Here is a 12,643-nt window from a genome sequence, read left to right as displayed (position 1 = left end):
CATTGCGCGGCTTTCTTGTTTGGTGGGCCCACACGGACTTGAACCGTGGACCAAAGGATTATGAGTCCTCTGCTCTGACCAACTGAGCTATAGGCCCCATTGGTCGCGGATTATAGCGATGGTTTCGCGGCTGTGCTATCCGAAAAATCTGAAACTACTGTACGAAGGAACGTTGCGGCAAATTCGTCGGGGGGCAGGGGCAGGCTGACGATGTAGCCCTGGATCTGCTCACAGCCTTCGGCGGCCAGGAATTGCTGCTGCGCCTGGGTTTCGACGCCCTCGGCGATGACCGTGAATTGCATACTGCGGCCGAGGGCGATGATGGCGCGCACGATCGCGGCGTCGTGGGGGTCATCCGGCAGGCCGCGGACGAAGGATTGGTCGATCTTGAGAATGTCCAGCGGCAGGCGCTTGAGGTAACTCAGCGAGGAGTAGCCGGTGCCGAAGTCGTCGATCGCCAGTTGCACGCCCAAGTGCTTGAGTTGGTGCAGCACCGCCAGCGCTTCTTCGGCCTGGCTCATGATGAAGTTTTCGGTGATTTCCAGTTGCAGGTAGCCGGGGTTGAGGCGGTTGTCCTTGAGCAACTGCTCGATGCGCCCCAGCAGGTTTGGTTGGCGCAGCTGGGCACCGGCGAGGTTGACCGACAGCGGGCCGAGGCCTTCGTACATCTGGTTCCATTCAAACATCTGCCGGCATGCGGTCTCGAGAACCCAATCGCCGATCTGCAGGATCATGCCGTTTTCTTCGGCAAGCGAAATGAAATGTTCGGGCGGTACGTCGCCAAAGGTCGGATGACGCCAGCGAATCAGCGCTTCGGCGCCCACCAGGCGATAGTCCTCGAGGCTGATCTTGGGTTGGTAGCACAGGTGCAGTTCATTGCGCTCGATGGCGCGGCGCAGTTCGTGCTCCAGCGCCACGCGCTCGCTGGCCTGGGCGGTGAGGTCGAAGGTATAGCTTTCGACACGGTTGCGGCCCTTGGCCTTGGAGCGGTACATCGCCGCATCGGCATTCTTGATCAGCGTGGCCACGTCGCAGCCGTCCTTGGGGTACAGGCTCGTGCCGATGCTGGAACTGATGAAAAACTCATGTTCGCCGGCCTGGAACGGCGCGGTAAAGCAGTTGAGCAGCTTGGTGGCGATGTTGTCGGCGTCGCTGGCTTGCTGCAGGCCGGGGAGCAGGATGATGAATTCGTCGCCGCCCAGGCGCGCGACGGTGTCGATGTCGCGCAACTGGTCCTTGAGGCGCACGGCAATGCCCTTGAGCAACAGATCGCCGACCGGGTGGCCGAGGCTGTCGTTGATGTGCTTGAAACGGTCCAGATCGAGGAACAGCACCGCCCCCTGGCCGCCGTTTTCCTTCTGGTGATTGAGGGCGTTGAGTAAACGGCTCTCGAACAGCGTGCGGTTGGGTAGGCCGGTCAGCGGGTCGTGGTGAGCCTGGTAGTCGAGTTTGGCCTGGGCGTGTTTGAGGCTGGAAATGTCGGCGAACACGGCCACGAAGTGGGTGATGAAATTTTCGCGATTGCGCACGGCGCTGATGGTCAGCCAGCTCGGATAGAGTTCGCCATTCTTGCGTCGGTTGGAAATCTCGCCTTGCCAATGACCTTCGGCGGTCAGTTGATGCCACATGGCGGCGTAGAACGCGCTGTCATGCAGGCCCGAGGCAAGCAGGCGCGGAGTATGGCCCAGTGCTTCGCTTTCGCTGTAGCCGGTGATTTCGCTAAAGGCACGGTTGACTGCGCTGATGTGCTGCTGGGTATCGGTGATCAGCACGCCTTCTGCGGTGCTCTCGAATACCGTGGCGGCCTGTTGCAGTTTTTCCTGCATCAGGTGGCGCTCGGTGATGTCCCGGGCAATGGTCAGCATGCAGTCATCGTCACCGATTGGCAGCGGACGACTGGAGACCTCGCAGAGGCGGATCTGCCCGTCGCTGCGGCGGATATGGCAGCTGAAGTCTCGGACGAAACCGTCCCGGTGCAACAGGTCGAGCATTTGCTTGCGCTCGTTGAGGTTGACCCAGATCCCCAGGTCCAGAGCCGAGCGATCCACGGACATTGCGCTGTTGAAGCCGGTAATGCGGCTGAAGCCCTCGTTGACCTCGATCAGCAGGCCATCGCTTTGCCGGGACAGCAACAGGCCGTCCGGCGAGGCGTGGAACGCCTTGGCGAATTTCTCTTCGGAGGTTTGCAGTTGTTGCTGGGTTTCCTTGAGCTGGGTGATGTCGCGCACCACGACTACCAGCGCCGGGGTCGTGTCGAGGTCGAACGGTTCGGCAGAGATCAGGCCGGTGAACACTTGGCCATTGCTGCGGCGAAAGGGCATCTCCAGGTTGCGGATGCTGCCGGCCTGCAGGCGCTGCAGCAGCCCGGGCCCGACGCCCGGGATGCCCCAGATGTTGAGGTTGGTGGCGGTCTGGCCGATAACGTCCTCGGCCCTGAGGCCGATCTGTTCTTCGAACGCCTCGTTGACCTCCAGCAGGCAGCCGTCGCTGAGGCGTGCGATCACGAGGATGTCCGGGCATTGCTGGAATACCGAAGCGAACTTCTGTTCAGACTGGCGCAGTGCTTCTTCGGTGCGCTTGGTTTCGCTGATGTCGATCATCAGGCCGCGCATCACCGGCTCATGACCGTGTTCGATCAGGCTGACGATGTCGCGGACCCACAAGCAACGCCCGTCAGCGGTGATGACCCGGTAATCGAGGCTGTGGTCTCGCCCGGCCAGCACTTCGTGGTCGCAGAAGCTCTGCGCGCGGGTGAGGTCGGCGGGGTGGATGATGTTGCGCCAGAAGCCGGGGATCAACCAGTGGGACAGGGGGTAACCGAGCAGGTCTTCGGCGTGGGGCGACACATAGCTGTAGGTGAAGTCGCTCATCCGCGCTTCCCAGGCGATGGCCGACAGACTCTCCACCAGCCCGCGGTAATGGTATTCGCTGCTGCGCAGTTCCTGCTCCAGATCAACCCTGCGGGCGATTTCCGAACTCAAGCGACGGTTGACGCGGATCACTCCAGCCAGCACGAGGATCAGCAGCAGTAGCCCAGGCAGGCCGTAGATCAGCAGATCGGACCAGAATGTTCGATGATCGAGAACGTTGCCCACCCAGTGCTCCTGGATCGAGCTGATTTCAGCAGGCGACATGTCGGCCAGGACTTTATCCAGGATGCCGACCAGCATCTTGTTGTCCCGTGGTACGCCCATGGCCAACTGATAGCGGTAGGGGGTTTCGCCGCTGACATACAGCCCGTCGAGCTTGAGCTGGCGCAAACTCCAGATGCTGGAGGCGAGATCGCCTACCACGGCGTCCACTTCATCGGTGGCCAGCGCCTGCAAGGCTGAACTGACGTTGGGCATCGCCACCAGGTTCAGATCGGGATTGTGGGTACGCAACAGTTCGTGGGGCGCGTAGTTTTCCACCACGGCGATTTTCAGCCCGTACAGGTCTTTGAGTTTACGCGGCTGGGCGCCTCCGACATGCGCCAGGATGACGATCGGGAAATCCAGGTAGGGGCGGGTGAATGACAGGTAGGCCTGGCGTTCCGGGGTCGACATGATGCCCGGCAAAAGGTCCAGCTTGCCTTGTTTGGCCTGGTCCAGCACGACCGTCCAGCTCACGGGCTCGATGGGTGTGAGCTTGATGGCCAGTCGCTCGCGAATCAGGTCGATATAGTCTGCCGCAAGGCCCTGGTAACGCCCCTGGTCGTCGCGAAACTCAAAGGGGGGCCAGGACGCATCGACACCCAGGCGCAGGTCCGGGTGGGCCGCAAGCCAGCTACGTTCTTCGTCGGTTAGAGTCAGCGCGCCAGCCGTTGCGGTCCAGGAAATCAGCGACAGCAAAAAAAACACGGTCGGCAGTCTGGGCATAACGGTCTCGTTATGGCTCGGGGAATGTTTCGAGTGTAGACGGGCAAAACGGCGGGTGGGGTGGTGCGGGGGATTTAATCTGCACAAAACAAAACCCCCGGCCTGGGCCGGGGGTTCTGGTGTCACTCGTCGAGGAAGGAGCGCAAGTGCTCGCTTCTCGTCGGATGGCGCAGCTTGCGCAGCGCCTTGGCTTCGATCTGACGAATCCGTTCACGGGTCACGTCGAACTGCTTACCAACCTCCTCGAGGGTGTGGTCGGTATTCATGTCGATTCCGAAGCGCATGCGCAGTACCTTGGCTTCACGGGCAGTGAGGCCGGACAGCACTTCGCGAGTCGCTTCCTTGAGGCTCTCAACGGTCGCGACATCGATTGGCGACTGCATCGTCGAGTCTTCGATGAAGTCACCCAGATGGGAGTCTTCGTCATCACCGATCGGGGTTTCCATGGAGATCGGCTCTTTAGCGATCTTCAATACCTTGCGGATCTTGTCCTCAGGCATTTCCATGCGTTCGCCCAGCTCTTCCGGGGTCGGTTCGCGACCCATTTCCTGCAGCATCTGGCGGGAAATGCGGTTGAGCTTGTTGATCGTCTCGATCATGTGCACCGGAATACGGATGGTGCGTGCCTGGTCGGCGATCGAGCGAGTGATCGCCTGACGGATCCACCAGGTGGCATAAGTCGAGAACTTGTAGCCGCGACGGTATTCGAACTTGTCTACCGCTTTCATCAGGCCGATGTTGCCTTCCTGGATCAGATCGAGGAATTGCAGGCCACGGTTGGTGTACTTCTTGGCGATGGAGATCACCAGACGCAAGTTCGCTTCGACCATCTCTTTCTTCGCGCGGCGGGCCTTGGCCTCACCGATCGACATGCGACGGTTGATGTCCTTGATCTCGGCGATCGTCAAACCGGTCTCGGTTTCCAGCGCGGTCAGCTTCTGCTGGCAACGAATGATGTCCGGCTGCAGGCGACCAATGGCTTCGGCGTATTTGCTCTTGCCTTTGGCCAGTGCGTCAGACCAGCTTTCGTCGACTTCGTTGCCCGGGAACTGGCGCAGGAAGTCGGCACGCGGCATGCGCGCATCACGAACGCAGAGCTGCATGATCGCACGCTCTTGCTGACGCAGACGATCCAGGGCACTGCGCACACGCTCGACCAGGCCTTCGAATTGCTTCGGAACCAGTTTGATCGGCATGAACAGTTCGGCCAGTGCCAACAGCTCGGCAATTGCCAGCTTGTTGTGGCGACCGTGCTTTTTCAGCGCCTTGCGGGTGATTTCCATCTGATCGGCGACAGCGCCAAAACGCTGGGCGGCGATGATCGGATCCGGACCGCTTTCGGCTTCTTCTTCGTCATCGGAAGCTTCGGCGTCATCGTCTTCGGCATCGTCATCCGCTTTCGCGGCCTTGGCGTCGATCGGCGGCGGTACTTCCGCCGCAGGCGGCGCAATACCATCGTCCGGGTCGATATAACCGCTCAGGACGTCGGACAAGCGGCCACCTTCGGTGGTGACGCGAGTGTATTCGGAGAGAATATGATCAACCGTGCCAGGGAAGTGCGCGATTGCGCTCATCACTTCACGGATGCCCTCTTCAATACGTTTGGCGATTTCGATTTCGCCTTCACGAGTGAGGAGCTCGACCGTACCCATTTCGCGCATGTACATGCGCACCGGGTCGGTAGTGCGACCAATGTCGGTCTCGACCGCTGCCAACGCAGCAGCTGCCTCTTCGGCCGCGGCTTCGTCGGTATCGGCGTCGGCCAGCATAAGGGAATCCTTATCTGGCGCAACCTCGAATACGTTGATCCCCATGTCGTTGATCATGCGGATGATGTCTTCCACCTGTTCCGGATCTGAAATATCCTCCGGCAGGTGGTCGTTGACCTCCGCGTAAGTCAGGTAGCCCTGCTCACGACCAAGTGTGATCAACTCTTTGATACGAGACTGCTGTTGCGCTTTTCCGGACATAACACCCTATCCACTGAAGGTCTTGGCGGGCAAAAAACAAGCCGAGGATTATACCTGAGCTATGACCTCACGCGCCAGTTGAGGTCGGGCTTGATGCGGAAACATTGCGACTTAATAGGTCGCGCAGTTGGTTTTTCTCTTCTGTGCTCAGCTCGCTTTGTCGGGCTTTCCTGAGCAGTTGTTCCAGATTTCGCTCGCGTTGGCGGGCTGACAAGCTAGTAATGGTGTCGAAAAACTGTTGTTCAAGGTTATCTCCGTCAATCAGCCATTCCTTTTCCGCCAGCGCCTTGAGCAAACGTCCTTGCTCCGTGCCGTGCCAGCGCGCAATCAACTGAAATGAGTTTAGCTTGGGATTCTTCTGTACGGCTTCGAGCAGCGCCACCAGCAGTTGCGTGTTGGTGTGGTCCTCGGCGGCAAAATGCCCGGCATCCTCGACTTTTTCGGCCAGTTGCGGGTGGTGGAGCAGCGTGCGCAACGCGGCGAGCGTCGGAGGCTCTACGGCCGCCGGCACCCTGGGCGCGCGGGGTTGATCGCGATCACCACCACGCTTGCCGTTCTTGTCCCACGGCTTCTTGTCCCATTTCTTGCCGCCTGCGCCGGGTTTCTTCGGCGTCCATTCCTGCTGCGGTACGTACATTTCCTGCGATTGCGGCTGATGATAGTCGCTGTGGTCGGGCATCGCGTCGTAATCGATGCCCGGATCGTAGGCCGGTGGCGCTTCTTGCGGGGCGCTTTGCACCAGCTGACTGACGGCTTCCCCGCTCAGGCCGGTGATTTCGCTGAGGCGCTGGCGCATCAGGATGCGCAGGTTGGCCCCAGGCACTTTGTCGATCAGCGGTGCTGCCAGGGTGGCCATGTGGGCCTTGCCTTCGAGTGAGCGCGGGTCGGCTTCTTCCGTCAGTTGCTGGAAAAAATAATCGGCCAATGGCTGCGCGTGCTGGTTGATGCGTGCGCGGAAGGCGTCTGTGCCTTCGGAGCGGACCAGGGTGTCCGGGTCTTCGCCTTCGGGCAGGAACAGGAATCGCGCGCGACGGCCATCCTGCAGGCTCGACAGCGTGGCTTCGAGGGCTCGCCAGGCGGCGTTGCGGCCGGCCTGGTCGCCGTCGAAGCAGAACAGCACGCTGGGCACGACGCGAAACAGCCGTTTCATGTGCTCTTCGCTGGTGGCGGTGCCCAGGGTCGCGACGGCATTGCGCAAGCCTTGCTGGGCGAGGGCGATGACGTCCATGTAGCCCTCGACGACGATGATTTCGTCGAGGTTGCGGTTGTTCTTGCGCGCTTCGTACAGGCCGTAGAGTTCCTGGCCTTTATGGAAGACCGGGGTCTCCGGCGAGTTGAGGTACTTGGGCTTGTCGTCGCCCAGCACCCGGCCACCAAACGCGATGATGCGCCCGCGACTGTCGCGGATCGGGAACATCACGCGATCACGAAAGCGGTCGTAGCGCTTGCCGGTTTCAGCGTTTTCGATCAGCAGGCCGGCATCGATCATGGCTTTTTGTTGCAGGGTGTCGCTGCTCAAGTGCTTAAACAGGTTGTCCCAGCCAGGTGGCGCAAAACCGAGGCCGAAGTCCCGGGCGATTTCACCGGTCAGCCCGCGACCTTTCAGGTAGTCCACTGCGGCTTTGCGCGCCGGATGGCTTTTCAGGGCCTGGCGATAGAAATCGGCGGCGGCCGTAAGCAACGGGTACAGCGGCGAATCGGTGGGCTGGCGCGGCTTGTGCGGGCGCCCGCTTTCTTCCCGGGGGATTTCCATCCCGGCGGCCTTGGCCAGCTCTTCGACAGCCTGGGGGAAGTCCAGATTGTCGTGGTCCATGATGAAGCCCAGGGCATTGCCACCCGCGCCGCAGCCGAAACAGTAATAGAACTGCTTGTCGGGGCTAACGCTGAAAGAGGGTGTTTTCTCTTTATGGAACGGGCAACAGGCCGTATGGTTCTTGCCGGCCTTTTTCAGTTGCAGGCGCGAGCTGACCACGTCGACGATGTCGGTGCGGTTCAGAAGGTCGTCAATGAAGCTCTGGGGAATCAGCCCGGCCATGGCGTTCTCGTCGTCTGCGCTGAAAAGGAACCGAAGCGAAGGGTAGCTGAGCGCGGGTCATTGCTTGAGGCACGCAAAATGTGCTGCTCGACCGGTATCGCCTGCATAATCGCTGTCGGGAAGTGTATCTGCCGAAAATCCACTGACGTTACTACTCATCAGTATTCGACTGTTTGAAAGTGTTGCGCTGAATCCGGCTGCGCCCGTCAAGGGTCTCGGATAGCTCTTTTTCGGCACGCAAACAGGTGCCTTGGGCTGATCGTCGTGAGAGGAATCAGTGGGTGTGCTCGTCAGTAGCCTTGAAAGGCTCGTCAGAAAAGACGTGCACCGCTGGCAAAAGAGCCAGGTCTGACGCAGTGAAGCAGATTTGTCTCGGTCGCGTCTGCGGCTTCGACGGTGAAGCATCAAGCGTTTTACGCAAATGCCATTAGCCCGGCGTGAAGCCGGGCTTGGCAGAAGCTTGCTACGATCGTCTGTGTATTAGTACAGACGAACGGCGCGGCGCTGTTCGCGCTGAACTTTCTTGGCGTGACGCTTAACAGCGGCTGCTGCTTTGCGCTTACGCTCAGAAGTTGGCTTCTCGTAAAATTCGCGGCTACGAACTTCAGCCAGTACACCGGCTTTTTCGCAGGAGCGCTTGAAACGACGCAGAGCTACGTCGAAGGGTTCGTTCTCTTTTACTTTGACGGCTGGCATCCAGAGCTACCTTCATTCATTACCGGGGTCAACATCCTCGCGGCAAAAGAGCACTTGAAGACGTCGGTTTTTAAGGGTTGCGGATGTTAACCCCTCATCGCACGGAATGCAAAGCCTCTGATCGAAAACCGCTGGTCGGGGCATCACGCGGCGACTATTATGCGCGCCTTCGAATTCAGCCTAAACAAGGCGCAAACCCATGCTAGTACTGGGATTAGAAACCTCTTGCGACGAAACCGGTGTCGCGCTTTACGACAGTGAACGCGGTCTGTTGGCCGACGCGCTGTTCAGCCAGATCGACCTGCACCGCGCCTATGGTGGCGTAGTGCCGGAGCTGGCCTCGCGTGACCACGTCAAGCGCATGCTGCCCTTGATTCGTCAGGTGTTGGCCGAAGCCGACTGCGTGCCGACCGAGATCGACGCCATCGCTTATACCGCGGGCCCTGGCCTGGTCGGTGCGTTGCTGGTGGGCGCTTCCTGTGCCCAGGCGCTGGCCTTTGCCTGGGGCATTCCAGCGCTGGGCGTGCACCACATGGAAGGCCACCTGCTGGCGCCGATGCTGGAGTCTCAGCCGCCGGAATTTCCGTTCGTCGCTTTGTTGGTGTCGGGTGGTCATACACAGTTGGTTCAGGTCGACGGAATCGGTCAGTACACGCTGCTGGGCGAAACCTTGGATGACGCCGCAGGCGAGGCCTTCGACAAGACCGCGAAGATGATGGGGCTCAATTATCCGGGTGGCCCGGAAATCGCTCGGCTGGCCGAGCAGGGCGTTGCAGGACGTTTCGTTTTCCCGCGTCCGATGTGCGACCGCCCTGGCCTGGACTTCAGCTTCAGCGGCTTGAAAACCTTCGCCCTGAACACCTGGCAGCAGTGTGTGAGTGCCGGGGACGACGGTGAGCAAGCCCGTTGCGACATCTCGCTGGCGTTCCAGCAGGCCGTGGTGGAGACTTTGACCATCAAGTGCAAGCGCGCCCTGAAAGCGGCTGGCATGAAGCGCCTGGTGATCGCTGGAGGCGTCAGTGCCAACAAGGCGCTTCGCTCCTCCCTGGAAAAAATGCTCGGCGACCTGAAGGGCGATGTTTTTTACGCCCGTCCGCAGTTCTGCACCGATAATGGCGCCATGATTGCGTTTGCCGGTTGCCAGCGCCTGCAGGCAGGCCAGCAGGAAAGCCTGGCGATCAGCGTGCAGGCACGGTGGCCGATGGAGCAGTTGTCGCCCCTGTGATGAGCGGCGCTCATGGCTGGTTGCTAAAAATGCCGTTCGCGCCCGGCAAACAGGTCGCGTAGATTGCCCCGGTGGCGCCAGACGATCATTGCGGTCAGGGCGCACATTGGCAGCAGCGCTGCCGGCTCTTGCCAGGCCAGCAGTGGCAGGGTCAGGGGCGTGGCGATCAAGGCGGCCAGCGAGCTGGTACGGGTCAGGTAGAACGTCAGCAGCCAGGCGCAGACCGCCATCAAGGCTGCTGGCGGGTACAGCCCCAGCAGCATGCCGGCAGCGGTGGCGACACCCTTGCCACCGCGAAAGCGGAAGTACAGCGGGAACAGGTGACCGATGACGGCGCAAACGCCGATCCAGGCCTGATCCTGCAGTGACAGGCCTGCGAGGCTGGCGATCAGTACGGGCAACAGGCCTTTGCAGAGGTCGCCGAGCAGGGTCAGGATGGCGAGTTTCTTGCCAGCCAGGCGCAACATGTTGGTGGCGCCGGCATTGCCCGAGCCACTCATTCGCGGATCGGGGGTACCGGTCAGGCGGCTGAGCAAAATGGCGAAGGACAGAGAGCCGAGCAGGTAGGCGAGGGTCGCCAGTAACCAAAACATGCTAACTATTCCGGGCGAGGACGCCCTGATTCTAACGGCGCATTGCGCCCTTGTCGTGTAGCGGAGAAAAGTGCTTGGACAGAGTGTTTATCGAGGGCCTGGAAGTCGACACCGTGATCGGTGCCTATGACTGGGAGCGAGGCATCCGACAGTGCTTGCGGCTTGACCTGAGTTTCGCCTGGGATAATCGTCCGGCCGCCGCTGGCGATGACCTGACCCTGGCGCTGGATTACGCGAGCGTTTCGTCGCGCATCCAGGCCTTTGCCGAGCAGGCGCAGTTCCAGCTGGTCGAGACCTTTGCCGAGCGGCTGGTTGAAGTGCTGATGAGCGAATTCAAGATCACCTGGATGCGCCTCAAACTGACCAAGCCAGGTGCGGTTCCTGCCGCTACCGGTGGCGTGGGCGTGGAGATCGAGCGCGGATGTCGCTGACTCAGGTGTATCTCGGGCTCGGCAGCAATATCGAGCGCGAAACCCATTTGCAGGCCGGCCTGGAAGCACTGGCGGGTTTTTTGGTGGATATGCGTTGCTCGGCGGTCTTCGAAAGCCAGCCAGTGGGGATCAAGAGCGGGCCGTTCTTCAATTTCGTGGTGTCGGCCTGTACCGACTTGCCGCTGATGGAACTGGATCGCCGATTAAAGTTCATTGAGGCCGATAATGGGCGTTACGCGCCTGATCGCCGAGGTTTGCCTCTGGATATCGACGTGTTGCTGTACGGTGACCTGGTGGGCAACTTCGATGGCCTGGTACTGCCGAGGGCGGAAATTCTTAAAAATGCCTTTGTATTGTGGCCGTTGTCGCTGATTGCGCCGGATCGCGTGCACCCGGGTGTAGGTAAAAGTTTCGCCGCGTTGTGGGCCGAAGCGCAGATTGATCAAGTGCTTGCGCCGGTGGCATTTGAGTGGCGTGGGCAGCCATTAACCCCGTCCGATTTGCTTTAAAGCAAAAGATCGCAGCCTGCGGCAGCTCCTACATGGAAACGCATATTCCTGTGTAGGAGCTGCCGCAGGCTGCGATCCTGTGATCTTGCTTAGGCCTGTTCCTTGTAAGCTTTCAACGCCTTGAGCCGTTCACGCTTGATTGCCTCACCCAGCTCCGGCCCCTTGAATCCCTGCTCCAGCAACGGCTGAACCGCCACGCTACGCGCCACCGTCGCCGCCCCGCGCAGATAATCCGCCTGTGGATAACTTCTCTGCTCCAGCCCCTTCCGCCCTCGCGCATCCATCTCACAAGCCGCGATGAATTCCTCGAACCGCTGCGGCCGACGGTAAACGTCGAAGCTCTGCAGTAGCTCCAGCAAGGTCGATGGTTTCAGTTCCAGTGCGCGATGACCGTGGGTGTGGTACTCGCCGACCAGCAACGCCAGCTCCTGGCAATCCCTCGGTGCCTTGAAGCGTTCGTTGACCGCTTTGATCAACTTCAGTCCCTTGGACTCATGGGCAATGTGACGCGGCCACTGCTCCTCTGGCGTCAGCCCCTTACCCAGGTCATGCAGCAGGCAGGCCCAGCGTACGGTGAGCGGTTGTTTGTGTAGTGCCGCTTGCTGCAGCACGCTCAGGGTGTGGGCGCCGGTGTCGATTTCCGGGTGGTGGGCTGCCGGTTGCGGGACGCCGAACAGTGCGTCGACTTCCGGCATCAGCACTTCGAGCGCGCCACACGCGCGCAATACCTCGATAAACACCTGTGGCTGATTTTCCATCAGGGCGCGGGAGATTTCTTTCCAGCTGCGCTCAGCCGTCAGTGCCTGGAGTTCGCCTGACTCACTGAGCTGGCGCATCAGATCGAGGGTTTCGGGAGCGACAGTGAAGCCGAGTTCGGCGTAGCGTGCGGCGAAGCGAGCAACGCGCAAGACCCTGAGCGGATCTTCGGCAAACGCGGGCGAAACGTGGCGCAGTACACGGGCTTCGAGATCGCGCTGGCCGTGGTAGGGGTCGGTCAGGTTCTGCTGATCGTCTTCGGCCATCGCGTTGATCGTCAGGTCACGGCGTATCAGGTCTTCTTCGAGGGTCACGTCGGGGCTGGCGTGGAACGTGAACCCGCCATAACCGCGTCCGCTTTTGCGTTCGGTGCGGGCGAGGGCATATTCCTCGCCGGTTTTCGGATGAAGAAACACCGGAAAGTCAGCGCCTACAGGCCGGTAACCCTTGGCGAGCATCTCTTCAGTGGTCGCGCCGACCACGACCCGGTCGATATCGGTGACAGCTATGCCGAGCAGGCGATCGCGTACTGCACCGCCAACTTTATAAATCTGCATGAAAAACCTCCGTT

Annotated in this window: 9 protein-coding genes and 1 tRNA gene; 3 read left to right on the top strand and 7 right to left on the bottom strand. The window is 60.4% G+C overall.

The window, feature by feature from the left end:
• Positions 1 to 20: 20 nt before the first annotated feature.
• From DKB71_RS30555 to rpsU, 5 genes are all read right to left on the bottom strand, one after another.
• A tRNA-Ile gene (locus DKB71_RS30555) sits at positions 21 to 97 on the bottom strand.
• Between the two features lie 13 nt (positions 98 to 110).
• Positions 111 to 3,857: an EAL domain-containing protein gene (locus DKB71_RS30550; RefSeq protein ID WP_323628998.1), complete on the bottom strand. Its 3,747-nt coding sequence runs from the start codon at positions 3,855 to 3,857 to the stop codon at positions 111 to 113.
• A gap of 122 nt (positions 3,858 to 3,979) precedes the next feature.
• Positions 3,980 to 5,827 carry an RNA polymerase sigma factor RpoD gene (gene rpoD, locus DKB71_RS30545; protein ID WP_274077733.1) on the bottom strand — a complete coding sequence of 616 codons (1,848 nt, stop codon included), beginning with the start codon at positions 5,825 to 5,827 and terminating at the stop codon, positions 3,980 to 3,982.
• A 67-nt stretch (positions 5,828 to 5,894) separates the two neighbouring features.
• Positions 5,895 to 7,862 (bottom strand): DNA primase, encoded by a 1,968-nt coding sequence (gene dnaG / locus DKB71_RS30540; protein WP_408599150.1) that lies wholly within the window; start codon positions 7,860 to 7,862, stop codon positions 5,895 to 5,897.
• Positions 7,863 to 8,342: 480 nt separating this feature from the next.
• Positions 8,343 to 8,558, bottom strand: a complete 216-nt coding sequence (gene rpsU / locus DKB71_RS30535; protein ID WP_002551877.1) for a 30S ribosomal protein S21 — start codon at positions 8,556 to 8,558, stop codon at positions 8,343 to 8,345.
• 199 nt (positions 8,559 to 8,757) lie between these two features.
• Here rpsU and tsaD point away from each other — a divergent pair, with 199 nt between their 5' ends.
• Positions 8,758 to 9,783 (top strand): tRNA (adenosine(37)-N6)-threonylcarbamoyltransferase complex transferase subunit TsaD, encoded by a 1,026-nt coding sequence (gene tsaD, locus DKB71_RS30530; protein WP_274077731.1) that lies wholly within the window; start codon positions 8,758 to 8,760, stop codon positions 9,781 to 9,783.
• Positions 9,784 to 9,806: 23 nt separating this feature from the next.
• Here the strand turns inward: tsaD and plsY are convergent, their stop codons facing one another.
• Complete coding sequence (plsY, locus tag DKB71_RS30525) at positions 9,807 to 10,376, bottom strand: glycerol-3-phosphate 1-O-acyltransferase PlsY (RefSeq protein WP_323608539.1); 570 nt, start codon at positions 10,374 to 10,376, stop codon at positions 9,807 to 9,809.
• A 74-nt stretch (positions 10,377 to 10,450) separates the two neighbouring features.
• Here plsY and folB point away from each other — a divergent pair, with 74 nt between their 5' ends.
• Together folB and folK are read left to right on the top strand one after the other, a co-directional pair.
• Complete coding sequence (gene folB / locus DKB71_RS30520; protein ID WP_008051601.1) at positions 10,451 to 10,807, top strand: dihydroneopterin aldolase; 357 nt, start codon at positions 10,451 to 10,453, stop codon at positions 10,805 to 10,807.
• Positions 10,798 to 11,316 (top strand): 2-amino-4-hydroxy-6-hydroxymethyldihydropteridine diphosphokinase, encoded by a 519-nt coding sequence (folK, locus tag DKB71_RS30515; protein WP_323608538.1) that lies wholly within the window; start codon positions 10,798 to 10,800, stop codon positions 11,314 to 11,316. Before folB ends, folK begins: the two co-directional genes overlap by 10 nt.
• Before the next feature lie 89 nt (positions 11,317 to 11,405).
• Here folK and DKB71_RS30510 read toward each other — a convergent pair whose 3' ends face one another.
• On the bottom strand, positions 11,406 to 12,629 hold the full coding sequence (locus tag DKB71_RS30510) for a multifunctional CCA addition/repair protein (protein ID WP_408599149.1): 1,224 nt from the start codon (positions 12,627 to 12,629) through the stop codon (positions 11,406 to 11,408).
• Positions 12,630 to 12,643 lie beyond the last annotated feature (14 nt).

It is taken from the genome of Pseudomonas sp. PLMAX, assembly GCF_046042685.1.
Lineage (GTDB): Bacteria > Pseudomonadota > Gammaproteobacteria > Pseudomonadales > Pseudomonadaceae > Aquipseudomonas > Aquipseudomonas putida_AE.
This window is presented reverse-complemented; position numbering and strand designations above follow the sequence as displayed.

What these genes read in the sequence shown, in the direction of transcription:
- DKB71_RS30550 (WP_323628998.1), bottom strand. Translation starts at nt 3,857, where the DNA reads ATGCCCAGACTGCCGACCGTGTTTTTTTTGCTGTCGCTGATTTCCTGG.
- rpoD (WP_274077733.1), bottom strand. Translation starts at nt 5,827, where the DNA reads ATGTCCGGAAAAGCGCAACAGCAGTCTCGTATCAAAGAGTTGATCACA.
- dnaG (WP_408599150.1), bottom strand. Translation starts at nt 7,862, where the DNA reads ATGGCCGGGCTGATTCCCCAGAGCTTCATTGACGACCTTCTGAACCGC.
- rpsU (WP_002551877.1), bottom strand. Translation starts at nt 8,558, where the DNA reads ATGCCAGCCGTCAAAGTAAAAGAGAACGAACCCTTCGACGTAGCTCTG.
- tsaD (WP_274077731.1), top strand. Translation starts at nt 8,758, where the DNA reads ATGCTAGTACTGGGATTAGAAACCTCTTGCGACGAAACCGGTGTCGCG.
- plsY (WP_323608539.1), bottom strand. Translation starts at nt 10,376, where the DNA reads ATGTTTTGGTTACTGGCGACCCTCGCCTACCTGCTCGGCTCTCTGTCC.
- folK (WP_323608538.1), top strand. Translation starts at nt 10,798, where the DNA reads ATGTCGCTGACTCAGGTGTATCTCGGGCTCGGCAGCAATATCGAGCGC.
- DKB71_RS30510 (WP_408599149.1), bottom strand. Translation starts at nt 12,629, where the DNA reads ATGCAGATTTATAAAGTTGGCGGTGCAGTACGCGATCGCCTGCTCGGC.